Source organism: Kitasatospora sp. NPDC024654 (assembly GCF_055559155.1).
Map to the genome: position 1 here is coordinate 10468 of NZ_JBVHLF010000047.1, position 24330 is coordinate 34797.

Genomic DNA, 24330 nt, shown 5'->3' on the forward strand with positions numbered 1-24330 from the left:
CCAGCGACGATCCCCCCACGGCCGGCCTCGACCCGGCGCGCCCGTGTGGGTCGTCGCAGACTGGGCAGATAGAGCGGTTGGCCCAGCAACCCGACCAGGACGGTGAACCTTGAACATCGCACGGCCGTCTGACCTCCCTCTCGGCGCCGCTCCGCAGGCACCCCCCACCGTGACTCCGCTGACCCAGTCATCAGCCGAGGCCTACGTGGCCAGCACATGCTTCAAGATCGGACCGCCCGGACGGGTCGGGGTCGAGTTGGAATGGCTGGTCCACGACGCCGAACGACCGCAGGCCGCCCTCGACCCCGGCCGGGCCCTGGCCGCGCTCGACGCGCTGGGCCTGGACCCCGAAGAACCGCTCCTCGCGCACGGCTCCCTGGTCACCCGGGAGCCCGGCGGCCAGGTCGAGCTCAGCTCCCAGGCCGCCGACGATCTCATCAGCTGCCTCGACGCCACCCGGCGCGACCTCGCCACGCTGCGGACCGCCTTCGCCGCTCAGGGCCTCACCCTGACGGGCTACGGCACCGAACCGCACCGACACGAGCGCCGGGTGCTGCTGCGCCGCCCCCGCTACGTCGCGATGGAGCGGTACTTCGACCGGGCTGGGCCGTGGGGCCGGATCATGATGTGCCAGACCGCCTCGATGCAGGTCTGCCTGGACGCCGGCACCGACCAGGACGGCCCGCTGGGCTTCCGGGAGCGCTGGCTACTAGCCCACCGGCTGGGCCCGGTGCTGGTCGCCGCCTTCGCCAACTCACCCCTGCTGGACGGCCGCCCGACCGGCTACCGGTCCACCCGGCAGATCGTCTGGTCCCGGATGGACCCGAGCCGCACCCAGGCCCCGGCCACCCTGGACGGCGATCCGCGGGCCGCCTGGGCCCGGTACGTACTGGACGCCGCCGTGCTCTGCGTGCGCTGCCCGGCCGGCGAGCCCTGGGACGCCCCGACCGGGCTGACCTTCCGCGACTGGCTGGACCGGCCGGACGGGCGGCGGCCCACCCTGGCCGACCTGGACTACCACATCACCACGCTCTTCCCGCCGGTGCGGCCGCGCGGCTACCTGGAGCTGCGCATGATCGACGCCCAGCCCGGGGACGGCTGGCAGGTGCCGGCCGCGCTGACCGCGGCGCTCTTCGCCGACCCGAAGGCCGCCGACGCGGCCCTGGAGGCGCTCGAACCGCTCACCGCCGCCGCTGCCGAGCCCGGTCCGCGCGGCGCCGCCTGGGCCCGGGCGGCCACCCGGGCGGTGGACGACCCGGTGCTGCGCCGGGCCGCGCTGGGCTGCTTCGCGGCGGCGGACGCCGCGCTGCCCGGGCTCGGTGCGGACGAGCGGCTGTGCGCCGCGGTGGCCGAGTTCGCCGAGCGCTACACCGCCCGGGGCCGCTGCCCGGCGGACGACCAGCTGGACGGGCCCGGCCCGCGCCCCGCGTCCGAGGAGGCCGCACCGTGTTGAACCCCGACCCCGCCACCGCGAACCCGGCGGACCGTACCGACGAGCAGCTGCGCGAGGCGATCGCCGGCGAGCTGCTGGCCGCCCGGTCCCGCACCGCCAGCCTGACCGACTGCGTCGAGGACCACGACCTGACCGCCCAGCACTCCCCGCTGATGTCGCCACTGGTCTGGGACCTGGCGCACATCGGCAACCAGGAGGAGCTGTGGCTGCTGCGCAACGTCGGCGGCCGGGAGCCGATGCACCCCGAGATCGACCCGCTCTACGACGCGTTCGAGCATCCTCGCGCCGAGCGCCCCAGCCTGCCGCTGCTCCCGCCCGCCGAGGCCCGGGCCTACGCGCACGAGGTGCGCGGCCGGGTACTGGACCTGCTGGAGGGCGTCGAGCTGGCCGGACCGCCGTTGCTGCGGGCCGGGTTCGCGTTCGGCCTGATCGCCCAGCACGAACAGCAGCACGACGAAACGATGCTGATCACCCATCAGCTCAGGCAGGGCGCGCCGGTGCTCACCGCGCCGGCCCCAGCGGAGGCCGGGCACGCCGACTGGCCGTCCGAAGTCCTGGTCCCCGCGGGGCCGTTCACCATGGGGACGGACACCGAGCCGTGGGCGCTGGACAACGAACGGCCGGCCCACGAGGTGGAGTTGCCCGCCTTCGCGCTGGACACCACACCGGTGAGCAACGCCGCCTACCAGCTCTTCGTCGAGGACGGCGGCTACCACGACCCGCGCTGGTGGACCGTCGAGGGGTGGCGGCACCGACAGGCCGCCGACCTCACCGCGCCGCTCTACTGGAGCCGGGACGGCGGGCAGTGGCTGCGCCGCCGGTTCGGCCGCACCGAACCGGTCCCGCCCGCCGAGCCGGTGCTGCACGTCAGCTGGTACGAGGCGGACGCCTACGCGCGCTGGGCCGGGCGCCGGCTGCCCACCGAGGCCGAGTGGGAGAAGGCCGCCCGGCACGACCCGGCCACCGGCCGCTCCCGGCGCTTCCCCTGGGGCGACGCGGCGCCCGCCCCGGAGCACGCCAACCTCGGCCAGCGACACCTCCAGCCGGCCCCGGTCGGCAGCTACCCGGAGGGCGAATCACCCTACGGTGCACGGCAGTTGATCGGTGACGTCTGGGAGTGGACGGCCTCCGACTTCGCGCCCTACCCCGGATTCCGGGCCTGGCCCTACCGGGAGTACTCGGAGGTCTTCTTCGCCGAGCCGGGCCGGGCCGCCGAGTACAAGGTGCTGCGCGGCGGCAGCTTCGCCGTGGCACCGGTCGTCTGCCGCGGCACCTTCCGCAACTGGGACTACCCGATCCGGCGGCAGATCTTCGCCGGCTTCCGCACCGCCAGGGACGTTCGGGACGGAAGCTGATGTGCCGTCACCTCGCCTACCTGGGACCGGCCGTGCCGCTGGCCGAGCTGGTCATGGACCCGCCGTACGGGCTGTACCGGCAGTCCTGGGCACCGCGCCTGCAGCGCTACGGCACGGTCAACGCGGACGGCTTCGGCGTCGGCTGGTACGCGGACGGCGACCCGCTGCCCGCCCGCTACCGGCAGGCCGGCCCGATCTGGGCCGACGAGAACCTCCCCGACCTGGCCCGGGTGGTGCGCAGCCGGGCCGTGCTGGCCGCCGTCCGCTCCGCCACCGCCGGCACCGCGCCCGGGGCGGCCGCCGCCGCGCCGTACGCCGACGGCGACTGGCTCTTCAGCCACAACGGCGTGCTGCCCGGCTGGCCGGCGGCGAGCGGCGAGCTGGCCGCGCTGCTGCCGCCGGCCGACCTGCTCGGGCTCGCCGCGGGTTGCGACTCGGCGTTGGTCTGGGCGCTGCTGGCGCGCCGACTACGGGCCGGCAAGGACCCGGGCGAGGCGCTCGCCGGCACCGTCCGGGACATCGTCCGGCACGCCGACGCCCGGCTCAACCTGCTGATCACCGACGGCCGCCTGATCGCCGCCACCACCTGGGGGGACACCCTGTTCCACCGGCTGGAGCTGGGCCACTCGGTACTGGTCGCCTCCGAGCCCGGCGACGACGGCCCGGGTTGGGTCCCGGTGCCCGACCGCTCGCTGCTGCTGGCCACCCCGGACGCGGTGACCATCTGCCCGCTCCCCTCGCCGTTCGCCGACCGTGCCCCCGCCCCGACCCGAAGGGACCACCAGCCATGACCGTCTTCGAACTCACCCAGCTGCTGCCGACCGGCCACTTCGACCGCGCGCTGCGCGAGGACGTCCGGCACGGGCTGACCGCGGACCCCAAGTGGCTGCCGCCGAAGTGGTTCTACGACAGTCGGGGCAGCGAGCTGTTCGAGGAGATCACCCGGCTGCCCGAGTACTACCCGACCCGGGCCGAGCGGTCCATCCTGGCCACCCGGGCCGGCGACATCGCCGCGGCCACCCGGGCCCGGACCGTGGTCGAGCTGGGCTCCGGCTCCTCGGAGAAGACCAGACTGCTGCTGGACGGGCTGCGCGCCGCGGGCACCCTGGAGTGCTACGTGCCGGTGGACGTCAGCGCCAGCGCGCTGGAGCAGGCCGGGCACCAACTCGTCGCCGAGTACCCGGGCCTGGACGTGCAGGGGGTGGTCTCCGACTTCACCGCCAGCCTGGCCCTGCCGCACGAGGTGCCGGCGCCGCGGCTGGTGGTCTTCCTCGGCGGCACGCTGGGCAACCTGCTGCCCGACGAGCGGGCACTCTTCCTGGCCGCGCTGCGCGCCGAACTCGCCCCGGGTGACCACCTGTTGCTCGGCACCGACCTGGTCAAGGACCCGGCCGTGCTGATCGCCGCGTACGACGACGCGGCCGGGGTGACCGCGGAGTTCAACGGGAACGTGCTCAACGTGCTCAACCGTGAGCTGGGCGCCGACTTCGAGCCGACGGCCTTCGAGCACGTCGCGCTCTGGGACGCCGAGCGGGAGTGGATCGAGATGCGGCTGCGCTCCCGCTCGGCGCAGACCGTCAAGCTCCCGGCGCTGGACCTGGCGGTGCACTTCGCCGCGGGTGAGGAACTGCGCACCGAGATCTCGGCCAAGTTCCGTCGCGAGGGGGTGGCCCGGGAGCTGGCCGCGGCCGGCTTCGCGCTGACCGAGTGGTGGACCGACCCGGCGGGCCGCTTCGGGCTCTCACTGGCCGCGCCGGTGGTCTAGGGGCGCGGGCCGGGGGCAGCGGGCGCGGGCGCGGAGGTGATCCGGAGGAGGCCGTGCCCCGCCCTCGGCCCGCCCTCCGCGCTGAGCCCGCTCGGTGGCCTCGCCCCGGTCACCGCCGACCCGGGCCGACCGGGCCGACCGGGAACTGTCGGAGAACCTGCTGCGTGGGGTCTTGCTGAAGCTCTGAACCGCTGCTTCACTTCTTGCCGTGGCCTACCGGAAGACGCCTGCGGTGCAAGCCCGGCTCAACGCCCAGCGCGCCGCGGTGCTCGCCGCCGCGACCGAACTGCTCGCCGAACGCGGTTACGCCGCCTGCTCGGTGGCGGCGGTGGCGGACCGGGCCAAGATCGCCACCGGCAGCGTGTACCGCTCGTTCCCGAGCAAGGCCGAGCTGGTCGCCGAGCTGTTCCGCACGGTGGTCGGCCGGGAGGTGGCAGCGGTCCGCACCGCCGCCGCCTTCGAGGGCGACCTGCACGCCCAGGTCGCCTCGGTGATCGGCACCTTCGCCGGTCGTGCGCTCGGCGCCCCCCGGCTGGCCTACGCACTGCTCGCCGAGCCGGTGGACCCGGAGGTGGAGGCCGAGCGACTGGTCTTCCGCCGGGCCTTCCGAGACGTGATCGCCGCGCGGATCGCCGAGGGCGTGCTGGCCGGCCGACTCCCCCAGCAGGAGCCGCAGTTGACCGCCGCCCTGCTGGTCGGCGGGGTCAGCGAGGCACTGGTCGGCCCGCTCGCCGACGGCGGACGGGCTCCCGACGACCTGGTCCCCGCCCTGATCGCCTTCTCGCTGCGCGCCCTCGGCGGCCCCAACACCCCCGACTAGCCTCCGATCCACCCGACGCACCAGCAGGAGCAGCCCCGTGCGCGACCTCTCCCCCACCGCTCTGGCAGCCCGCGAACAGAACGCCCAGCGGTTGCTGACCGTCTCCGCCAGGCACTCCCACGACCCGCTGACCGAGGTCGACTGGGACGCCCCGATCGACCCCGAGCAGTTCGCGATACCCCCGCACCGGGTCTCGCTCTACGGCACCCAGCTCTGGCACGGCCTGACACCGCGCCAGCGGGCCCAGCTCAGCGTGCACGAGCTGGCCAGCGTCACGGCGGCGGGCATCTGGTTCGAGCTGATCCTGATGGACGGCCTGGTCCGGCACGTCTACGACGGCGACCTGACCACCCGGCACGCCCAGTACGCGCTGACCGAGGTGGCCGACGAGTGCCGCCACTCGATGATGTTCGCCAGGTACATCACCCGGACCGGCTACCCCTCCGCCCGCCCGAGCCGGCGGGCCTACCGTCGCGGCAAGCTCCATCTGCTGCTCAACGACACCACCTTGACCTTCGCGGGCGCCATCTTCGTCGAGGAGTTCACCGACGCGATGCAGCGCGAGATGGTCCGCGACGAGAGCCTGCAGCCACTGGCCCGCTCGATCGCGCGGATCCACGTGATCGAGGAGGCCCGCCACATCGGGTACGCCAAACCGGAGTTGGAGCGACGCTGGGCCCGGATGAGCCCGGCGCGGCGGGCGGTGTTCCGGCGGGTGATCGCGGTGCTGGCGTACGAGGCGGTCAACGAGGTGATCAACCCGCGGGTCTACGCGCTGGCCGGCCTGGACCCGCGGCAGGCCCGCACGATCGCCGCGCAGAACCCCAACTGGCAGGCCACCAAGGCGGACTGGGCCCGCAAGGCGATCGCCTTCTTCACCGAGCTCGGGATCATCGACCGCCACTCGCAGGCGCTCTGGCGCCGGGCGTCACTCCTGCCGCGCTGACCCCGGCGGCGGCAGCAGGTCCGCCAACTCGGCCCAGTGGAACAGGCAGACCGCGCCGAGCACCACCGGGTCGGCGAGCGCCGTCCCTCGCCAGCCCTCGGCGCCGAGCCGCGCCAGCAGCTGCCCGCGCGAATCCACCAGCACCACCTCGAGCCGCTGGCGGCGGAAGGTCAGCGCACCGAACGGCCCGCTCAGGGCCACGGCCCGCCGCGCGGCGCGCGGCGAGCGCCGGGCGGTCAGCGTCAGGTCTCCGGCCGCCCCGCCCCCCGGGACCGCCGGCAGCAGCAGCCCGTGCACCGTGCGACGGGCCCGCCGCCGGGCCGGCGGCCCGGGGGCGCCGAGATCATGGACGGTCATCAGGTCCCGGCCGTCCAGGCTGAGCCGCCACTCCTCCCAGCCCTCGGTCAGCGCCTCGACCCCGCCCCGCAGCGCCGGCCCGCGGACCAGCACCACCATGCCGAGCGGGGTCACCGCCCGGGCGTAGGCACGCGGCTCACGGGCGGGGGCGCGCCACTCGGAGGCGGTGACCAGTCGTAGGAAGTCCGCCCCGCCGGGCTCCGCGACGGACAGCGGAGCCCGGCCAGGCGGCCGCGGGGAAGGCCGAGCGGCACCCACGGCGTCGCCGGTCGAGCCACTCCCACCCGCCACGCCACTGCCAGCCCTTCCCCGGTACCGGGCACCCGCTCCCCCACAGGAGCGGGCTGCCTTCGCCACGGAGGGCCGCCCCGGCACGGGGCGACTCGCCGACGAAGACAGTCCAGAGTAAAGGAAGGGCAAAGGGCGAGTCAAGGGGAGCCGGGGCGGTCAGACGAGCCGGCCACCCTCCACCGGCACCTCGGTGCTCAGCCGGCCCAGCCCGCCCCGGGTCGCGGCCACCACGACCCGATCGCCCGGCCCCAGCCCGCGGCTGCGGTCCGCGTAGTTCCACAGGTAGCCGTCCACCCGTCCGGCCGGCCGCACCGCGAGCACCCGCACGCCGCCCAGCGCCTCCAGCTCCTTGCGGCCCCGCCCGACCAGCGCCCCGCCCGGCTCGGCCGTCAGTTCGGCGATCAGCAGCACGTGCCGGAAGACCGAGAGCGTGCCGAGCACCTCGCGGCCCATCAGGGCCGCCGCGAAGGCGGGTGCGGCCAGGTAGGAGACCGAGCGCGAGGCGACGTTGCCCAGCGTGGCGTACACGTGCCGGGCGAAGTCGTCATCGAACAGTCGAACGACTATCCGCACGCTCTCGCGCAGCGCCCGGGCCTCCAGTGCCGCCTCCAGGTTGACCGCGTCGTCGTCGGTCACCGCGACCACCGCCCGGCTGTACCCGGCCCGGGCCTGCCGGAGCTGGTCGGCCAGTGGCGCCTCGCCGACCACCACCGGGATGCCCAGGGCCTGCACGGCGGCTATCCCCCGGGCCCGCGGGTCCCGTTCCAGGCAGGCCACCGGGACGCCCAACTCGTGCAGCAGGCCGGCGACCCTGGTCCCGACGTTGCCCAGCCCGACCACCACCACGTGGTCGCGCAGCCCCGCGCCCGGCGGCTTGGCCAGCCCGCGCCGCCCGGTGGCCAGGATGTCGACCATGATCGCGGTGACCATCGGCACGATGGCGATGCCGCAGAAGGTGATCACCACCTGGGCCACCCGCTGCCAGCTGCCGCCGGTGCCGCCGGCCGGGTCGGTGGGAGAGTCGGGCTGGGCGGCGCCGGCCATGTCGAGCAGGGTGAGGTAGACGGTCCAGCCGAAGCTCCGACTGAAGTGCAGGATCAGCAGGAACGACAGCACGATGGCGGCGAACGCGGTGGCCAGCACCAGCCTGATCCGGGCGCCGGTGAAGAAGCGCAGCAGGTCGACCAGCCGGTAGCGCAGCCGGGTCCACCAGGACACCCGCACCCGCGGCTCGGTGGGCAGGGTCTGCAGCACGGCCACCCCCTCGCCGTCCTCGCGCGGATCGGGCACCGCCGGGCCGCCGTCGCCCGTCACGGTCGCCAGCCGGACGAACTCGGCCGCGCTGGAGTCGCCGTCCGGCAGCAGCCGCAGCCGGCCGAGGTCCTGCCGGTCGATCCGGTCGGCGGCCACGCAGAGGTGGCCGGCGCGGATGTCCCGGTCGTACGCGACGTAGAGGTAACGGTCGCCGACCCGCACCGAGTTGGGCCGGGCCAGCGCGCCGTTGGCGAAGGCGGGCGCGGCGGTGGCCGAGCCGGACAGTGCCGCGCAGTTCCGCAGCAGGCTCTGCACCTGCTCGCCGAGCCGCTGGTTGTGCATCCGCAGCGCGATCCGGATGTCCGGATTGTGACCCTGGGCGCTCAGTGCGGAGTGGATGTTGCCCTGGTCGTCACCGTCGACCAGCGCGATCCCGCGGGCGCTGCCCACGCCGGCCGCGCGCAGTGCCTCGTCGGAGACCGAGGCGTACTCCAACACCGCCGCCAACCCGGCCAGTTGCTCGATCCGCGGGCCGTGACCCCGGTCCCGCCCGGGGATCACGGCCACCACCGGGACGTCGTAGTGCTCGACGAGTTCCAGGATCAGCCGGTGGGCGAGGGCGTTGCCGCCGCAGACGATGTAGTGGTCGGTGAGCGGGACCGGTGGGGATGGGAGGGCCGGAGTACCGCCAGGCTCCCCCCGTGCTGCCTGATTCATAGCCCGGAATGGTAGCCGGGCCGCCCGGCGAGCAGCGGTCGGCGGCCTTCCGCCACCCACCGGCAGGAAAGTGTTGGTCAGATCACTTTCCGAGACGCTTTTCTGACAATGAGTGGTCAATTCTGGTTAGATGATCCGCGCCTGCCGCTCAGGAGAACGCTTCGTGGCGGCCAACCGTCCTCCTGCTCAAGGAACTTGATGATGCAACACATGCCTGAGGCGGTGACCTGGGGTCTTGGCGCCGGGCTGCTGGTGACCGTGGTACTGCTGCTGCGCCAGCGGGCGGCCGGGCGGACACTGGCCAGGTCGGTGCGAGCGCTGGAGGAAGCGGTCCGGGTCCGTGACGAGGAGGCCCACCGGCTGGCGACCGTCCGGCTGCCGGCACTGGCCGCGGGTGGACGCCCCGCACCGCCCCCCACCTCCGAACCGGTCCACCCCCGGCTGCACGGCACCCTGTTCGCGCGGGACCTGCGGGCGGTGGTCGAGCAGTTCGGCAGCGCCGTGGACCGGGCCCAGCAGCGCGCCGACCAGTCCGCCAAGGCGGCTCTCAAGGGCGCCATGCGGGCGCTCCAGGGGCTGGCCAACGAGCAACAGGTGGCCATCTCCGAGATGCAGGAGCGACACGACCGGCCCGAGGTGCTGCACGACCTGCTCCAGGTCGACCACGCCAACTCCCAGTTCGGGCGCCGCGCCCAGGCCATCGCGGTGCTCTGCGGCTCCTGGCCGGGCCGCCAGCGCGCCGCCTCCGCGCTGAGCGACGTGGTGCGCGGTGCGAAGTCCCGGATCCGCGACTACCGGCGGGTCGAGGTGCGCACCCAGATCGAGCTGGCGGTGGTCAGCCGCGCGGTCGAGCCGGTGGTGCTCTCGGTCGCCGAGCTGCTGGACAACGCGGCCCGGCACTCGCAGCCCAACACCACGGTCGAGGTCAACCTGCAGCCCGCGCACAACGGCGCCTGCATCGTGATCGACGACGCGGGTGTCGGGATGGACCCGCGGGAGGCCCGGCAGGCCGGCGAACTGCTCAGCGGGCAGCGGCTGGTGGACGTCACCCGACTCGGCGACCCGCCGCAGTTCGGCTTCGCGGTGATCGGCGTGCTGGCCGCCCGCTACGGCTTCAGCGTCTCGGTCGACACCCGCTCCCCGTACGGCGGGGTGCGCGCCGTGCTCTTCCTGCCCAGCGCGCTGCTGACCCAACCGGAGGCCACCGGCGTGCCGTCCGTCCCGTCGCCCGGACGGCACGCGGCACCCGCCGGCCCGACCCCCGTACCGTCCGCCGAGGCCGCCCGGACCGCCGGCGGGCTGCCCCGCCGCCGGCGCCGCGAGCCGCTGCCCGAGGCCGCCGCGGTCGAGTACGCCCCCGACGCACCCGGCCGCCGCGCATCCGACGCCCCCGCCCACGAGCCGGTCCCCGACTGGACCGCCGACGCCGAGACCACCGCCCGCCGCCTGGGCGCCTTCGCCCGCGGCACCCGGGCCGGCCGCACCCCCGACGAGCCGACCGGCCCGTTCCCCGGCTGATCCCCCGGCAGCCGCCCCGACGATCCCCGCAAGGAGCTCCGATGAACATCCGGCTGCAGAGCCACGCGACCAACGACCTGGGCTGGATGCTCGACGACCTGCTGCTGGTCCCCGAGGCGCGGCACGCGATCCTGCTCTCCGCCGACGGGCTGCTGCGGGCCCACTCCGCGGGCATCGGCCGGGACGAGGCGGAGCGCCAGGCCGCCGCGCTCTCCGGCCTGCAGTCGATCAGCCGCAGCACGGCGGGCTTCTGCGAGCCCGAGCCGACCGCCTGGCGGCAGACCCTGATCGAGTTCGCCGGCGGCTACGTCTTCCTGGTCGCCGCCGGCCCCGGGGCCTATCTCGCGGTCTCCGCCGGCGAGTCGGTGGACATGGAGGCGGTCAGCTACCGGATGCAGAAGCTGGTGGACCGGCTCGGCCGGGAGCTGAGCACACCGCCGCGGCAGGATGCCGGGAGCACCCGGTGAGCCGCCCCCGGCGCGAGCAGGGGCTGGTGCGGCCGTACGTGGTCACCGACGGGCGCTCGCAGCCCACCCGGAACACCTTCGACCTGGTGACCCTGGTCAGCGCGGTGCCGGGCCGGCCGACCGGCGGGCTCAGCCCGGAGAAGCGGCGGATGGTCGAACTGTGCGCCCGCGGTGCGCTCTCGCTGGCCGAGGTCGCCGCGCACCTGCGGCTGCCGGTCAGCGTGACCAAGGTGCTGCTCGGCGACCTGGTGGACAGCGGCCACCTGCTCACCCGCGCCGCCGTGCCGCGCGCCCAACTCCCCGAATCCCAACTGCTGCAGGAGGTGCTCGATGGTCTACGGGCCCGGCTCTGAACCGACGGCCACCCCGCTGACGGATGTGGAGTACCTCGGCGCGGGCGTCACCACCGCGGCCAAGCTGCTGATCACCGGTCACTTCGCGGTCGGCAAGACCACCTTCGTCGGCACCCTCTCGGAGATCCCGCCGCTGCGCACCGAGGAGCCGATGACGCGGGCCGGCGAGCCGGTGGACGACCTCACCGGGGTACCCGGCAAGGAGACCACCACGGTGGCGATGGACTTCGGCCGCCTCACGCTCGACCGCAGCCTGGTGCTCTACCTGTTCGGCGCCCCCGGCCAGCAGCGCTTCACCCCGCTCTGGCGGGACATGACGCTCGGCGCGCTGGGCGCCCTGGTGCTGACCGACACCCGGCGGCTGGACCACTCGTTCCCGGTGATGGACCTGCTGGAGGAGCACGACCTGCCCTACGCGGTCGCGGTCAACCGTTTCGACGGGGCACCGGAGTTCGCCGAGGCGGAGCTGCGCGAGGCGCTCGACCTGCTGCCGGACACCCCGTTGGTGAGCTGCGACGCCCGCGACCCGCGCTCGGCCACCGAGGCGCTGATCGCCCTCGTCCAGCACCTGCTCAGCCGCAGCGACCTCCCCCGTACTGATCTGGAGACCGTGTGAACGACCGCCAGCCGCCGCCCGGTTGCCCCGCGCACCACTCGCCGGGCGGCGGATTCCCGCTGCACGGTGAGGAGTTCACCAGCAACCCGGCGGCCGTCTACGCCCGGCTCCGACAGCACGGCCCGCTCGCCCCGGTGGAGTTGTACCCGGGCGTCAACGCGACCCTGGTCACCTCGTACCAGACCGCGTTGGACGTACTGCGCAGCCCGGAGAGCTTCTCCAAGGACGCCCGGCGCTGGCGCGGTCTGGCCGACGGCCGGGTGACGCCGGACAGCCCGGCCGTGCCGATGATGGCCTTCCGCCCCAACTGCCTCTTCACGGACGGCGACACGCACGCCCGACTGCGCGGCGCGGTGAACGACACGCTGGAGCGGATCGATCCCAACGCGCTACGCGGCTACGTCGAGCGCAGCGCCGACCGACTGATCGACGCCTTCGCCTGGCGCGGCGGGGCCGACCTGGTGGCCGACTACGCCAAGCCGCTGCCGCTCCTGGTGCTCAACGAACTCTTCGGTACGCCAGCCGAGTTGGGCGACCGGATGGTGGCCGGGATGGCCGGCATCTTCGACGGCGTGGACGCCGAGCGAGCCAACGCCGAACTGACCGCCGTCATGCTGGAGTTGGTGGCACTCAAGCGTGGTCGGCCCGGTCCGGACGTCACCTCCTGGCTGATGGCCCACCCGGCCGGGCTGGACGACGAGGAGATGCTGCACCACCTGGTGCTGCTGATGGGCGCCGGCACCGAGCCCCAGCTCAACCTGATCAGCAACACCCTGCGACTGCTGCTCTCCGACGACCGGTTCGCCGGCGACCTGGCCGGTGGCAGCCTGCCGGTCGAGGACGCGCTGGACGAGGTGCTCTGGACCGACCCGCCGATGGCCAACTACGCCGTTCACTTCCCGGTGCGGGACCTGGAGCTGGCCGGGGTGTGGCTGGCCGAGGGCGAGCCGGTGGTGATCAGCTTCGCCGCCGCGAACACCGACCCGTCGCTGGCCGGCCGCGCCCGGACCGGCAACCGGGCACACCTGGCGTGGAGTGCCGGACCGCACGCCTGCCCGGCCCAGGGCCCGGCCCGGCTGATCGCCTCGGCCGCCGTGGAGCGACTGCTCGACCGGTTGCCGGACCTGGAGCCGGCGGTAGAGCCACACGAACTGAGCTGGCGCCCGGGCCCGTTCCACCGCGCGCTGACCGAGCTGCCGGTGACCTTCCCCCCGGCGACCGGCACCGGCCCGATCACCCACCCGGCCACGGCCGTACCGTCCCCGGCCGTCCCCTCACCGGCCGCGCCCGCCACCGCGGTGCCCGGCCCCGTCCCCGGAGGTCCCGCATGGAACAGCCCGACACCTGCCCCTACCGCCTCGACACCCTCGGCACCGACATCCACGGCGAATCCCGGCGGATCCACCAGGACGGCCCGGTGGCGAGGGTGGAACTCCCTGGTGGGGTGGTTGCGTGGTCGGTGATCAGCCAGCCGTTGGTCAAGCAGCTGCTGGCCGACCCCCGGGTCTCCAAGGACGCCCGCCGGCACTGGACCGCGTTCATCGACGGTGAGATACCGGCCGACTGGCCACTGACCATCTGGGTCGCGGTGGAGAACATGTTCACCGCCTACGGCAAGGAGCACCGGCGGCTGCGCAAGCTGGTCTCCAGCGCCTTCACCTCACGCCGCAGCGAGGCGCTGCGGCCGCGGATCGAGGAGATCACCCAGTCCCTGCTGGACGAGCTGGCGGCCACTCCGGCCGGCAGCGCCACGGACCTGCGCGAGCGGTTCGCCTACGCGCTCCCGATCCAGGTGATCTGCGAGCTGCTGGGCGTGCCCGACTCGCTCCGCCCGGGCCTGCGCACCTGCGTGGACGGCTTCTTCAACACCGCGATCACCCCCGAGGACGCCGAGGCCAACACGGCGGAGACGTACCGCATCCTGCATGAGCTGGCCGAGACCAAGCGCCGGGAGCCGGGCGACGACCTCACCAGCGTGCTGATCAGCGCCCGGGACGACGAGGAGTCCGGCGAGGGCGCGGCGCTCACCGAGAAGGAGCTGGTGGACACCCTGCTGCTGCTGATCGGCGCGGGCCACGAGACCACCGTCAACCTCCTCGACAACGCCATCCACCTGCTGCTCACCCACCCGGAGCAACTGGCCCTGGTGCGGGCGGGCCAGGCGGCCTGGCAGGACGTCGTCGAGGAGACGCTGCGGGTGCAGGCCCCGGTCGCCAACCTGCCGCTGCGCTACGCGGTGGAGGACATCCAGGCCGGCGACGTGCTGATCCGCAAGGGCGAGGCGATCCTGATCGGCTACGCGGCCGCCGGCCGCGACCCGCTGGTGCACCCCGAGCGGCCGACCGAGTTCGACCTGCTGCGCCCGGTCAAGGACCACGTCTCCTTCGGTCACGGCGCGCACCACTGCCTGGGCGCGCCGCTGGCCCGGCTGGAGGCGGCGATCGCGCTGCCCGCGCTCTTCGAACGCTTCCCCGAGCTGCGGCTGACCGGGGAACAGCTGACCCCGATGGAGTCCTTCATCTCCAACGGGCACCTGGCCCTCCCGGCGGTGCTGGAGCCGGCCGACCACTGATCAGACCGACCGGTGGTCAGGAGCCGGTTCGAAAGGAGACTCAAAAGGTACTCGGCGACAGCAATCCCTCGAGGGCCCACCAACGTATCTTCTTCAGTCACCCCGACAGGGGTCGTCAAAGGAGAAGATCATGCAGTTCCTGAACACCCTCGCCCCGGAACGCCGGCGTCGTCACCACGACCACGACGAAGGCGGTCATGGACACCGGCGGCACCGTCGCCACCGCCGGCACCACCATCACGGGCGCCGGTGATCCCGTCAGCAGCTTCGCCCAGGCCGGGCCTCCGCCCGGCCTGGGCTCTGCCGAGCACTGTCATGCCGAGCGCCGAGGACGGGTGAGATGACACTCCAGTCGTGTTCCGAGCCGGGCCGACCGCCCTCCGTGGGGACGGAACCGGGCGGGGACACCGCGGACGCCGCGCCGTCGTTGCCACTGCGCGAGGTGTTCCGGCGCTTCTGGCCGTACACCCGCGGCGGTCGCCGCTGGTTCTGGCTGGTCCTGTTCTTCGGCCTCCTCACCCCCGCCCTGGAGGCGGCGGAGTTGTGGCTCTTCAAGGTGGTCATCGACGATGTCGTGATCCCCCGGGACCTGCGGCTCTTCGTACCGATCGCGCTCGCCTATCTGGCACTCACACTGGCGGGCGGTCTGCTGGGGTTCGCCGACACCATGCTGTCCACCTGGGTCAGTGAACGCTTCCTGCTGGACCTGCGGGCGGACGTCTTCCGACATGTGCAGCGCCTCTCGCCGGGCTTCTTCGAACGACGGCGGCTGGGCGACCTGCTCTCCCGGGTGACCGGCGACGTCGACACGGTGGAGACCTTCCTGCTCTCCGGCACCGCCGACGCGGCCTTCTACGTCCTGCAACTCGGCGTCTTCATCGGCGTGTTGAGCTACCTCAGCTGGAGCCTGACGCTGCTCGCGCTGCTCATCACGCCGCTGTTCTGGTTGGCCGCGCGGCGCTTCTCACGGCCGATCAAGGCCGCCTCCCGGGAGCGGCGCCGGCGCACGGGTTCGATCGGCGCGGTCGCCGAGGAGGTGCTCGGCAACATCTCCCTGGTGCAGGCCTACAACCGCCAGGAGTGGGAGCAGCAGCGGTTCGAGCGGGAGAACGTCGGCCGGTTCGACGCGGCGATGACCGCGACCCGGATCCGCGCGCTGTTCGGACCGGTCGTCGACTTCTTCGAACTCGCCGGCGCGCTCCTGGTCCTGGGGCTCGGCACCTGGCAGATCACCAACGGCACGCTGTCCCTGGGCGGACTGCTGGTCTTCCTCGCGCTGCTCGCCAAGCTCTACGACCCGGTCCACCAGCTGTCGCAGCTGAGCAACACCGCCTACGCGGCCGCCGCCTCCGCGGAGCGGATCATCGACCTGCTCGACCAGCGCCCCCAGGTCACCGAGCCGGTCCGCCCCCGCGCTCCGGAACCGGTCCGTGGCGAGGTGGAGTTCGACGGCGTGTCGTTCCACTACCCCGGCACGTCCGAACTGGCGCTCTCCTGCGTCTCGTTCCGGGCGGCGCCCGGCTCGACACTCGCCATCGTCGGCGCGAGCGGCGCCGGCAAGTCGACCGCGGCCAAGCTGCTGCTGCGCTTCGCCGACCCACTGTGCGGGTCCGTCCGGCTGGACGGCGTCGACCTGCGCGAGCGGGGCCTGGCCGAGCTGCGCGAGGACATCGCGGTGGTGCTCCAGGAGACCCTGGTCTTCCACGGCACGATTCGCGACAACATCCGCTACGGCCGGCCGGACGCCACCGATGCCGAGATCACCGCCGCCGCCCGGGCCGCCGACGCGGACGAGTTCATCCGCCGGCTGCCGGAGGGCTACGACACCGTGGTGGGCCAGCGCGGCCAGACCCTCTCCGGCGGGCAGCGACAGCGCCTGGCGATCGCCCGGGCGATGGTCCGGGACGCCCCGGTCCTGCTGCTCGACGAGCCGACCACCGGGCTGGACGCCGAGTCGGGCGAGCGGGTGCTGGAGCCGCTGCGCCGGCTGATGAACGGGCGGACCACGATCATCATCTCGCACAACCTGCGCACCGTCCGTGATGCCGACCAGATCCTGCTCTTCGACCGCGGCCGGATCACCGAGCGCGGCACCCACCTGGAGCTGCTGGCGCGCGGCGCCGGCTACGCACGGCTGCACCGGCTGCACGGGCCGGACGGACACGCCCCGCACCGGGTCCGGCGCGCCTCCCTGCCGTCCCGGGTCGGCCCGGCGCGATAGGCGGCCGAGCGGCTGCCGGGCGAGGGCCGCCGACCCCTCCGGCGCCCGGGCGGAGCCGGACGACGATCCCGGCCGGCGGGCCCCGGTTGGAGCAACGGGCCCCGCTGGTCTCCACCCGCCGGCGGCTGCCCCGCGGCCTCGGCACGGCGGTCGACCGCCGCCTGGCCCCGACCCCGTCGGGCGCCCCACCGTTCCCGGGCCGACCTCGCTCCTGGACGGGCCGGCGCCGCACAGCGAGCGGGACGTCCCGCCCTCGGACGGTCACTGATCACGGCGGTCCTCGCCGGGCAATCCTTCGTACCCGGTGCTACGTATAGGACTCATGCACCGAATCGGCGTTCCCCTGGAACGTATGCCCGACGAGGCGCTGCTGGCGGGCCTGATGACCGGTGATCCCGAGATCGCGGTGGCCTTCGTGCGACGCTTCCAGCACAAGATCTTCGGCGTGGCCGTCACCGTGACCGGCGACATCCACCTGGCCGAGGACATCGCCCAGCAGACGTTCGAACGGGCCTGCCGCTACGCGCAGGTGTACGACTCGCGGCGCGGCTCGGTCCGCACCTGGCTGACCGCGATAGCGCACAACCTCGCGATCGACGCCGTCCGGGCCCGCCGGACCGCCCCACTGGATCCGACCGACCTGGCTCCGCTGCTCGAAGCCTTCACCCAGACCCCGGAACGCCAGGCACTGGCCGAGGAGTCCTCGGCGGAGCTGCGCAACGCCGTCGCCGAGCTGCCGATCTCCCAGGCCCGGGCGATCGTGATGGCCGGGATCTACGGGATGACCGCCCAGCAGATAGCCGACATCGAGCACGTGCCGCTGGGCACCGCCAAGACCCGGATCCGGGCGGCGATGGGCAAGATCCGGACCGTGCTCGCCAGCCCCTGCTCGGAGCCCCTCCGGGGCGCCTCCGCCGACTCCACACCGGGACCCCCCACGGAGCGGGTCGACCATGATTGACACCTTCCGGCTCAGCTGCGAGCAGCTCCACGAGATCGGAGCCGAGCTGGCGCTCGGGGTGCTGCCGGCCCGCGAGCGGGCGGCGGCGGTCGAGCACCTCCAGCACTGCCCCGGCTGCCGCGAGCACATCCGCGAGCTGGCGTTCGTCGCCGACGCGCTGCTCGACCTGATACCCGGTGAGGAACCGCCGGTCGGGTTCGAGGCCCGGACCCTCCAGCGGATCGGCATCGGCGTACCGCCCCAGCGCTCGCGCCGCCGCCGGTTGCGGCGGGCCTCGCTCGCGCTCGCCGCCCTCTCACTGGCCGGCGCGGGCGGCTGGGCGATCGGCAACGCCACCGAGCAGCATCCCCCCGCCAACCCGGCCGCCAGCGCCTCCGCCCTGGCCAGCGTGATGCTCACCGCCCACCTCAACGCCGGCGGGCGCGAGATCGGCCAGGCCTTCGTCTTCACCGGCGGCTCGCCGTGGGTCTACCTGTCGGTGGACACCGACGGCATCATGGCCACCGGCACCATCCGCTGCGAGATCCAGCGCGGCGACGGCTCGACCGCCACCGTCGGCTCGTTCCCGCTCAGCGACGGCTACGGCCACTGGGCCGGCCCGTACCCCGCCACCTCCGCACCGGTCACCGGGATCCGCCTGGTCACCGCGGACGGCTCGGTGCTGGCCGCCGCCGCGCTGACCAACACGCAGCCGTCGTAGCCGTCGATCCCGTCGTGGCCGTCGGTCACTGCCGCGGGTCGGTCACTGCCGCGGGTCGGTCACCTGGCCGAGGAAGAGCGGCTGGCCGGTCGCGGTGTCGCGGATCAGGAAGAGGAACGGCCGGTCGATGTGCAGCTGAGCCGAGCGGGCGGGCGGCTGCACGGCCGTCGTGCCCACCGCGACCCCACTGCCGGCCGCCGCCGTGGTGCCGGCCTCGTCCACCGAGATCCTGGCCTTCTGCACCACCGCCCCCACCCGCGGCTGCGGCGTGGTCCCGGGCGCCGGGATGCCGGAGAGGTCCGCGCCGGGGCCGAAGGCCGAGCGCAGGCCCAGCGCGGTCAGTGCCGGGACCAGGCTGTCGCCGGTCTCGAAGCCGAACCGGGGCAGCGTCAGGTCCACCGAGGTCTCGCTCAGGCCGCCGAGGATCCGGTCCAGCTCGGCGGCGTCCAGGGCGCTGCGGAACGCGTCGAGGCCGCCCTGTCCCGGGACGATCAGGTCCATCGCCAAGTCGCCACCAGCGTAAGGGAGTTCCACCGCCTGCCAGGGCGCTCCGGCGCTGCCCTCGGCATACCGGAAGGTCGCGGTCTGGGCCATCGTGGCGACCTGTGGCGTGCTGCCGTCCAGCAGGTGGAACGGGCGGTCGGTGGTGGCGGCGTGCTCGAACGGGTGCTGCCACTGGGCCTTCAGGTAGAGCGCGTCGGTGAGCGCCAGCAGCGTCGAGGAGTCCACCGCGCCCGGGCCGAAGAGGTCCTTGATCTGACCGTCCGTCTGCTGCTCGACCAGCGCGTTCACGGCCTTGCGGGCGCCGTCCGGGTCCTTGGCGAAGTCCGCGGTGCGCAGCCCGGTGTCGAAAGCCTGGGCCAGCGTCTGGAGGTAGCCCGGCTGGACGGGGTAGCCCTGCTGGGTCCAGACGCTGTCGGCCTCCCGGAGGACCAGCGCCGGGGCCTGGCCGGCTCCGGCCGGCTGGGCGGCCCGGTCGAGCGCGCCCATCGCCACCGCGTACCGCTCGGACGGGAGCGAGGTGTGCAGCACGGTCGCCAGCTCCTGCGCGGTGGTGCCACGGGCGCCGGGGAGCAGCATCGCCAGCACGGTGGCCAGGCCGGACGGCGACAGCACCAGGTCCTGCTGCCCGCCCTGCGCGGTGAGCTGCCGGTAGAGGGCCACCCCGAAGGCGTCGGTCCCGGCCGCGGTCGCGGCCAGCTCGCCGGCCGCCGGCGCGGGCGGGGCGGCCGTGGCCGTCACCCGCAGCACCTGCGCGGCGGGCCGCGCGGTCGTGCCGCTCGCGCACCCGGCCACCGCCGCGGCCACCAGCAGCGCCGCCACCGTCCGTCCGACCCTCATCCCGCCCACCCCGCTCCACCGGCTCCGCGGGCGTCGCCGCGACGCCCGACCACGCCGGTTGGACGTGGCCGCCCGGGAGCCGGTTCCGCGGGATTCAGCGCACGAGTTCCAGGCGCCGGTTGGCCACCGGCGCCTGGCGGCGGGCCGGCAGGCCGTGGTCGCGCAGCGGACCGACCCGCAGGCCCTGGTCCGCGCAGAGCTGCAACAGCCGGGGCAGCGCGCCCAGTGCCGAGCGCCAGGCGCCGGGGGCGGAGGTGACGTCCGAGTCGTGCAGCAGCACGGTGCCGCCGGCCAGCGGGGTGCGGGTGAGGGTGCGCAGCACCGAGTCCGGGGTCGCCTTGGCCGTCCAGTCCTGACCCCAGTGGGTCCAGAGCACCGGGGTCAGCCCCTCCTGCCGGGCCGCGTAGAGCGCGGAGGCGGTCAGCACCCCGTACGGCGGGCGGTACCAGCGCGGCTGCTCGCCGGTGACGTCGGCCACCAGGTCGCGCGCCCGGGCGATGTCGTCGCGGGTGGCCCGGGGGGCGCGGACCAGCAGCGGCCGGTGCCGCCAGCCGTGCACCGCGACCTCGTGACCGGCGGCGACCAGCTCGCGGCCCAGTTCCGGAGCCTGCACCAGCATCCGGCCGAGCAGGAAGAAGGTCGCCTTGACCCCCGCCTTCTCCAGCTCCGCCAGGAAGAGCGGGGTGGAGGCCGGGTCGGGACCGTCGTCGAAGGTCAGTGCGACGTGCCCGCGGTCGCCCGGGCCGCTCAGCCCGGGGGCGAGCAGTGGGCGCAGCGCGCCGAGCGAGGTCAGGGCGGGCAGGCTGTGCGCCACCGCCAGGCCGCCCGCCGCGGCCGCCAGCATGCGCGTGGTCCTCACGAGGCCACCTCCAGGAGTGGGACGGGAGCGCCGCCGGCCAGCTCGGCGACGACGTGGTCGGGCCCCGGCGCCGGGCGCGCCGCCGGGACGGTCGGACCGGCCAGCGCCGCACGCAGCGCGCCGGCCAGTCGGCGTTCGTCGCGGATCCACACCGCGAGGCCGGCCTCGTCCAGCGCGGCCGCGTTGGTCACTCCGTGGCCCGGCAGGCAACGGTAGCTGACCACCGGGACGCCGCTGGCCATCGCCTCCAGCGAGGTGAGCCCACCGGCGTTCTGCACCACCACGTCGGAGGCGCGCAGCAGGGCGGGCATGTCGTCCACCCAGCCGAGCGCGACGCCCGCCCCGCTGCCGGCCAGCCGCTCGCGCAGCGCCTCGTTGTGGCCGCAGACGGTGACCGGGACGGCCAGGCCGGTGGCGGCTATCTCACGGGCCGTCCGCTCCACCTCGCCGACGCCCCAGGAGCCGGCGGTGACCAGTGCGATCGGCCCGTCGGGCAGCCCGAAGCGGGCCCGCTCGCGCAGCCGCTCGGCCTCCGAGCGGGCCGGCCGACAGGCCGGACCGACCAGCGGGCCGACCAGCTCCACCGCGGCGGCGCCGTGCCGGTCGGCCTGCGCGGCGGCCACCGGGTGCAGGGCCAGGTGCAGATCGACGCCGTCGGCGACCCAGAGCGGGTGGACCGACATGTCGGTCAGGAAGGTGGCGACCGGCACGGTCACCCGCCCGCGCCGGCGCAGCCGGCCGAGCGCCTGGCTGGCCAGCGGGTAGGTGGAGACGACCGCGGCGGTGTCCGGGCCGATCACGGCCCGGGTCCGGCGACCGCCGGCGACCGCGAACAGCGCGCCGACCAGCCCGGACGAGGAGCGGTTCCGCTCCAGCCCGCGCAGCAGCCAACCCCAGGCCCACGGCGCGACCCGCAGCTCCAGCGCGTAGCTGCCGCGCAGCAGGCGCCCCCAGCCGCGCGGCAGCAGGTCGAGGAAGTCGTGGCACTCGGCTTCGAAGCCGGCTGCCCGCAGGCGGCGGACCAGTTCGCGGGCGGCTCCGTCGTGCCCCGCCCCCACGCTCGCGGACACCACGGTGATCCGGCGCGGCTTTGTCGACCGCATCAGGCTCCTTCCAGGACGGGCGCGGCGGCCCCCAGCGGGCCCGCTGCTCCCGTCGACTTCCTTGCATCGGGAGGGTTGCGACAGCGCGGGCCCGGAGAGCCTCACCACGGCCGACGGGCCGGCCCCGGGATCCCTTCCGGGGCCGGCCCGAGTCCCTCGGGCCGGCCAGGCACGTGACCGTAGGCCGCTCAGCGGGAGCGGACATGGACCCGCCACGAACGACGAGTGGCCGCTCCACGACGGCTCGGTGGTCCTCACCCGCCGCTGGGCGTCCTGTCGACCGCCGCCGTTCTCGTCGACCGCCGTCCAGCACGTCCGGAACTCGCGCCCGGCTCGGCCCAGCATGGAACTCCGGAGCTGAAGGCAGGCTGAAGTCAGCTGAAGCCATCTTCAGGAAACCGTCACGCTCGGCTGCGATGCTGGCCGGCATGCGCGTACTGGTGGTGGAGGACGAACGGCGGCTCGCCGCAGCTCTGCAGCGGGGCCTTCAGGCCGAGGGCCTGTCGGTCGACGTCGCCCATGACGGCACCCAGGGCCTGTGGCTGGCCGGCGAGAACGACTACGACGTGATCGTGCTCGACATCATGCTGCCCGGCCTCAACGGCTACCGGGTCTGCGCCCGGCTGCGCGCGGCCGGGAACGACGCCGGGATCCTGATGCTCACCGCCAAGGACGGCGAGTACGACGAGGCCGAGGCGCTGGACACCGGCGCCGACGACTTCCTCTCCAAGCCCTTCTCGTACGTGGTGCTGCTGGCCCGGCTGCGGGCGCTGGCCCGGCGCACCGGGCGCCGCCGGCCGCAGACCCTGGAGTTCGGCGACCTGGTGATCGACCCGGCCCGGCACAGCTGCACCCGCGGTGGGACGGAGATCCGGCTCACCGCGCGGGAGTTCTCGGTGCTGGAGTACCTGGCCCGGCGGGCCGGCGAGGTGGTGCCCAAGCGGGAGATCCTGGAACAGGTCTGGGACTCCGCCTTCGACGGCGCGCCCAACCTGGTCGAGGTGCACGTCAGCGCGGTGCGGCGGAAGATCGACGCGCCGTTCGGGCGGTCCGCGCTGGAGACCGTGCGCGGCGCCGGCTACCGGTTGGCGACCGACGGTGGCTGAGGCGTCCACCAGCGCCGCGCCGGCGCGCGGCTGGCGGCAGGGGCTGCGTCGGCTGCGGCCGATGACCGTGCGCTCCCGGGCCACCCTCGGCGCCAGCGCCGTCGTCGCGCTGGCCCTGGCGCTGGCCTCGCTGGCGCTGCTCGGCCTGCTCGACGCCAACCTGCTGCACAACGCCGAGAGCGACGCCCAGGCCCAGGCCGACGCGGTCGCCCAGCTGGCCGAGCAGGGCCACCTGGACCGGCTGCTACCGCCCACCCACGGCGCCGACTTCCTGCAGGTGGTGGACGAGCACGGGCAGGTGCTCACCGCCAGCCAGAACCTGGCCGGCCGCCCGGCGATCTCGAACCACCGGCCGACCAGCCCGGGCACCGTGTTCAGCACCTGGAACATCGGCCCGCTCGGCTCGGAGCACCGCCAGCGGGTGGTGCAGGTCACCAGCGCCACCCCGCAGGGCCTGGTCACCGTCTACGCCGGCACCTCGCTGCGGGACGCCGACGCCGCCGACGACACCACCGCCGCCGCGCTCGCGGTCGGCGTCCCGCTGCTGCTGCTCACGGTCGGCCTGGTCACCTGGTGGGTGACCGGGCGGGCGCTGCGCCCGGTGGAGGCGATCCGGGCCGAGGTGGCCGAGATCAGCGACCGCGACCTGCACCGCCGGGTGCCGGTGCCGCAGACCCACGACGAGATCGCCCGGCTGGCCGCCACCATGAACGCCACCCTGGACCGGCTGGAGTCCTCCGGGATCCGCCAGCGCCAGTTCATCGCGGACGCCTCGCACGAACTGCGCAGCCCGATCACCGTGCTGCGCACCCAGCTGGAGGTGGCGCTGGCGGTCCGCGATCCCGAGCTGTGGCCGGAGCTGATCAGCGGGGCGCTGGAGGACACCGCCCGGCTCCAGCAGCTGGCCGCCGACCTGCTGCTGCTGGCCCGGATCGACGCCTCCGAGCCGGTGCGGGACGGCCCGCTGGACCTGACCGCGCTGGTCCGCAAGGCGGTGGCCTCCCGGCGCGGCGACCGGGTGGCGGTGCGGGCCGAGCTGGCGTCGGGGGTCGAGGTGGCCGGCAGCGGGCTCTGGCTCACCCGGCTGGTCACCAACCTGCTGGACAACGCGCAGCGGTTCGCCCACGAGCGGATCCAGGTCTCGCTGACCGTCGACGGGCCGGACCGGCGAACCGCCGTGCTGGAAGTCATCGACGACGGACCGGGCATCCCGGCGGCCGACCGCGAGCGGGTGTTCGAGCGGTTCACCCGGCTCGACGACGCCCGCAGCCGTGACCACGGCGGCGCCGGCCTGGGCCTGGCCATCGCCCGCGACCTGGCCGCGCACCACGGCGGCACGCTCACCGCCGAGGACTCCCCGCGCGGCGCCCGCTTCGTGGCCCGCCTTCCGGTCGCCTGAACCCCCACGTCCCCCGGATGCCCCGCGGCCGACCGCCACCCGGCGCCGGTCGGCCGGTTAGGGTCCCCGCAGGCGGATCGTCCCCCCGGGCCGATCCGGTCGATCCGTCGTACGAATTTCCGTTATCCGTCCCGCCCTGGCGGCTCTCCCACAGTG

General features: G+C 74.5%; 23 protein-coding genes. 17 read left to right on the forward strand and 6 right to left on the reverse strand.

The window, feature by feature from the left end; translation table 11 throughout:
- Positions 1–169 precede the first annotated feature (169 nt).
- The 6 genes from egtA to ACZ38L_RS25020 all read left to right on the forward strand — a co-directional run bounded on the left by egtA (position 170) and on the right by ACZ38L_RS25020 (position 6339).
- Positions 170–1453 carry an ergothioneine biosynthesis glutamate--cysteine ligase EgtA gene (gene egtA, locus ACZ38L_RS24995; RefSeq protein WP_465697278.1) on the forward strand — a complete coding sequence of 428 codons (1284 nt, stop codon included), beginning with the start codon at positions 170–172 and terminating at the stop codon, positions 1451–1453.
- The gene (gene egtB, locus ACZ38L_RS25000; protein ID WP_465697280.1) at positions 1447–2808 is read left to right on the forward strand and encodes an ergothioneine biosynthesis protein EgtB; all 1362 of its coding nucleotides are present in this window, start codon (positions 1447–1449) and stop codon (positions 2806–2808) included. The genes egtA and egtB overlap by 7 nt, the downstream gene beginning before the upstream one ends.
- Positions 2808–3599, forward strand: a complete 792-nt coding sequence (gene egtC, locus ACZ38L_RS25005) for an ergothioneine biosynthesis protein EgtC (RefSeq protein WP_465697282.1) — start codon at positions 2808–2810, stop codon at positions 3597–3599. Before egtB ends, egtC begins: the two co-directional genes overlap by 1 nt.
- Entirely contained in the window at positions 3596–4573 is a 978-nt protein-coding gene (gene egtD / locus ACZ38L_RS25010) for an L-histidine N(alpha)-methyltransferase (protein WP_465697284.1), read from the forward strand. The genes egtC and egtD overlap by 4 nt, the downstream gene beginning before the upstream one ends.
- Positions 4574–4781: 208 nt before the next feature.
- A complete protein-coding gene (locus tag ACZ38L_RS25015) occupies positions 4782–5393 on the forward strand; it encodes a TetR/AcrR family transcriptional regulator (protein ID WP_465697286.1) in 612 nt (203 codons plus the stop codon).
- 37 nt (positions 5394–5430) lie between these two features.
- Complete coding sequence (locus tag ACZ38L_RS25020) at positions 5431–6339, forward strand: AurF N-oxygenase family protein (protein WP_465697288.1); 909 nt, start codon at positions 5431–5433, stop codon at positions 6337–6339.
- Here ACZ38L_RS25020 and ACZ38L_RS25025 read toward each other — a convergent pair.
- Together ACZ38L_RS25025 and ACZ38L_RS25030 are read right to left on the reverse strand one after the other, a co-directional pair.
- Positions 6322–6810, reverse strand: a complete 489-nt coding sequence (locus ACZ38L_RS25025) for a hypothetical protein (protein ID WP_465697290.1) — start codon at positions 6808–6810, stop codon at positions 6322–6324. The genes ACZ38L_RS25020 and ACZ38L_RS25025 overlap by 18 nt on opposite strands.
- 333 nt (positions 6811–7143) lie before the next feature.
- Positions 7144–8958, reverse strand: a complete 1815-nt coding sequence (locus ACZ38L_RS25030) for an NAD-binding protein (protein WP_465697293.1) — start codon at positions 8956–8958, stop codon at positions 7144–7146.
- A 198-nt stretch (positions 8959–9156) separates the two neighbouring features.
- Here ACZ38L_RS25030 and ACZ38L_RS25035 point away from each other — a divergent pair, with 198 nt between their 5' ends.
- From ACZ38L_RS25035 to ACZ38L_RS25060, 6 genes are read left to right on the forward strand one after another with little or no spacing between them, the layout of a single operon-like run.
- Positions 9157–10476 carry an ATP-binding protein gene (locus ACZ38L_RS25035; RefSeq protein WP_465697295.1) on the forward strand — a complete coding sequence of 440 codons (1320 nt, stop codon included), beginning with the start codon at positions 9157–9159 and terminating at the stop codon, positions 10474–10476.
- A 41-nt stretch (positions 10477–10517) separates the two neighbouring features.
- Entirely contained in the window at positions 10518–10943 is a 426-nt protein-coding gene (locus ACZ38L_RS25040; RefSeq protein ID WP_396562397.1) for a roadblock/LC7 domain-containing protein, read from the forward strand.
- On the forward strand, positions 10940–11296 hold the full coding sequence (locus tag ACZ38L_RS25045; protein WP_465697297.1) for a DUF742 domain-containing protein: 357 nt from the start codon (positions 10940–10942) through the stop codon (positions 11294–11296). Before ACZ38L_RS25040 ends, ACZ38L_RS25045 begins: the two co-directional genes overlap by 4 nt.
- Positions 11274–11912, forward strand: coding sequence for a GTP-binding protein (locus tag ACZ38L_RS25050; protein WP_465697299.1), 639 nt, complete (start codon positions 11274–11276; stop codon positions 11910–11912). Before ACZ38L_RS25045 ends, ACZ38L_RS25050 begins: the two co-directional genes overlap by 23 nt.
- Positions 11909–13375 carry a cytochrome P450 gene (locus ACZ38L_RS25055; RefSeq protein ID WP_465697301.1) on the forward strand — a complete coding sequence of 489 codons (1467 nt, stop codon included), beginning with the start codon at positions 11909–11911 and terminating at the stop codon, positions 13373–13375. Before ACZ38L_RS25050 ends, ACZ38L_RS25055 begins: the two co-directional genes overlap by 4 nt.
- Entirely contained in the window at positions 13330–14484 is a 1155-nt protein-coding gene (locus ACZ38L_RS25060; RefSeq protein WP_465697361.1) for a cytochrome P450 family protein, read from the forward strand. Before ACZ38L_RS25055 ends, ACZ38L_RS25060 begins: the two co-directional genes overlap by 46 nt.
- 115 nt (positions 14485–14599) lie before the next feature.
- On the opposite strand, the gene ACZ38L_RS25065 is transcribed toward ACZ38L_RS25060, so the two are convergent.
- Positions 14600–14725 (reverse strand): hypothetical protein, encoded by a 126-nt coding sequence (locus ACZ38L_RS25065; RefSeq protein WP_465697303.1) that lies wholly within the window; start codon positions 14723–14725, stop codon positions 14600–14602.
- Between the two features lie 99 nt (positions 14726–14824).
- On the opposite strand from ACZ38L_RS25065, the gene ACZ38L_RS25070 reads away from it, so the two are divergent.
- The 3 genes from ACZ38L_RS25070 to ACZ38L_RS25080 all read left to right on the forward strand — a co-directional run bounded on the left by ACZ38L_RS25070 (position 14825) and on the right by ACZ38L_RS25080 (position 18366).
- Positions 14825–16705, forward strand: coding sequence for an ABC transporter ATP-binding protein (locus ACZ38L_RS25070; protein ID WP_465697305.1), 1881 nt, complete (start codon positions 14825–14827; stop codon positions 16703–16705).
- A 352-nt stretch (positions 16706–17057) separates the two neighbouring features.
- Complete coding sequence (locus tag ACZ38L_RS25075) at positions 17058–17666, forward strand: RNA polymerase sigma factor (RefSeq protein WP_465697307.1); 609 nt, start codon at positions 17058–17060, stop codon at positions 17664–17666.
- Positions 17659–18366, forward strand: coding sequence for a hypothetical protein (locus ACZ38L_RS25080; protein ID WP_465697309.1), 708 nt, complete (start codon positions 17659–17661; stop codon positions 18364–18366). Before ACZ38L_RS25075 ends, ACZ38L_RS25080 begins: the two co-directional genes overlap by 8 nt.
- Positions 18367–18408: 42 nt before the next feature.
- Here the strand turns inward: ACZ38L_RS25080 and ACZ38L_RS25085 are convergent, their stop codons facing one another.
- From ACZ38L_RS25085 to ACZ38L_RS25095, 3 genes are all read right to left on the reverse strand, one after another.
- The gene (locus tag ACZ38L_RS25085) at positions 18409–19707 is read right to left on the reverse strand and encodes a serpin family protein (RefSeq protein WP_465697311.1); all 1299 of its coding nucleotides are present in this window, start codon (positions 19705–19707) and stop codon (positions 18409–18411) included.
- 94 nt (positions 19708–19801) lie between these two features.
- The gene (locus ACZ38L_RS25090; protein WP_465697313.1) at positions 19802–20566 is read right to left on the reverse strand and encodes a polysaccharide deacetylase family protein; all 765 of its coding nucleotides are present in this window, start codon (positions 20564–20566) and stop codon (positions 19802–19804) included.
- The gene (locus tag ACZ38L_RS25095) at positions 20563–21669 is read right to left on the reverse strand and encodes a glycosyltransferase (protein ID WP_465697315.1); all 1107 of its coding nucleotides are present in this window, start codon (positions 21667–21669) and stop codon (positions 20563–20565) included. Before ACZ38L_RS25095 ends, ACZ38L_RS25090 begins: the two co-directional genes overlap by 4 nt.
- A 428-nt stretch (positions 21670–22097) precedes the next feature.
- Here ACZ38L_RS25095 and ACZ38L_RS25100 point away from each other — a divergent pair, with 428 nt between their 5' ends.
- On the forward strand, positions 22098–22775 hold the full coding sequence (locus tag ACZ38L_RS25100; RefSeq protein WP_396562417.1) for a response regulator transcription factor: 678 nt from the start codon (positions 22098–22100) through the stop codon (positions 22773–22775).
- Positions 22776–22836: 61 nt separating this feature from the next.
- Entirely contained in the window at positions 22837–24174 is a 1338-nt protein-coding gene (locus tag ACZ38L_RS25105; protein WP_465697363.1) for a sensor histidine kinase, read from the forward strand.
- Positions 24175–24330 lie beyond the last annotated feature (156 nt).

Coding starts and splice junctions, on each gene's coding strand:
- egtC (WP_465697282.1), top strand. CDS start 2,808: ATGTGCCGTCACCTCGCCTACCTGGGACCGGCCGTGCCGCTGGCCGAG.
- egtD (WP_465697284.1), top strand. CDS start 3,596: ATGACCGTCTTCGAACTCACCCAGCTGCTGCCGACCGGCCACTTCGAC.
- ACZ38L_RS25030 (WP_465697293.1), bottom strand. CDS start 8,958: ATGAATCAGGCAGCACGGGGGGAGCCTGGCGGTACTCCGGCCCTCCCA.
- ACZ38L_RS25035 (WP_465697295.1), top strand. CDS start 9,157: ATGATGCAACACATGCCTGAGGCGGTGACCTGGGGTCTTGGCGCCGGG.
- ACZ38L_RS25040 (WP_396562397.1), top strand. CDS start 10,518: ATGAACATCCGGCTGCAGAGCCACGCGACCAACGACCTGGGCTGGATG.
- ACZ38L_RS25050 (WP_465697299.1), top strand. CDS start 11,274: ATGGTCTACGGGCCCGGCTCTGAACCGACGGCCACCCCGCTGACGGAT.
- ACZ38L_RS25070 (WP_465697305.1), top strand. CDS start 14,825: ATGACACTCCAGTCGTGTTCCGAGCCGGGCCGACCGCCCTCCGTGGGG.
- ACZ38L_RS25075 (WP_465697307.1), top strand. CDS start 17,058: ATGCCCGACGAGGCGCTGCTGGCGGGCCTGATGACCGGTGATCCCGAG.
- ACZ38L_RS25080 (WP_465697309.1), top strand. CDS start 17,659: ATGATTGACACCTTCCGGCTCAGCTGCGAGCAGCTCCACGAGATCGGA.
- ACZ38L_RS25085 (WP_465697311.1), bottom strand. CDS start 19,707: ATGAGGGTCGGACGGACGGTGGCGGCGCTGCTGGTGGCCGCGGCGGTG.
- ACZ38L_RS25095 (WP_465697315.1), bottom strand. CDS start 21,669: ATGCGGTCGACAAAGCCGCGCCGGATCACCGTGGTGTCCGCGAGCGTG.
- ACZ38L_RS25100 (WP_396562417.1), top strand. CDS start 22,098: ATGCGCGTACTGGTGGTGGAGGACGAACGGCGGCTCGCCGCAGCTCTG.
- ACZ38L_RS25105 (WP_465697363.1), top strand. CDS start 22,837: ATGACCGTGCGCTCCCGGGCCACCCTCGGCGCCAGCGCCGTCGTCGCG.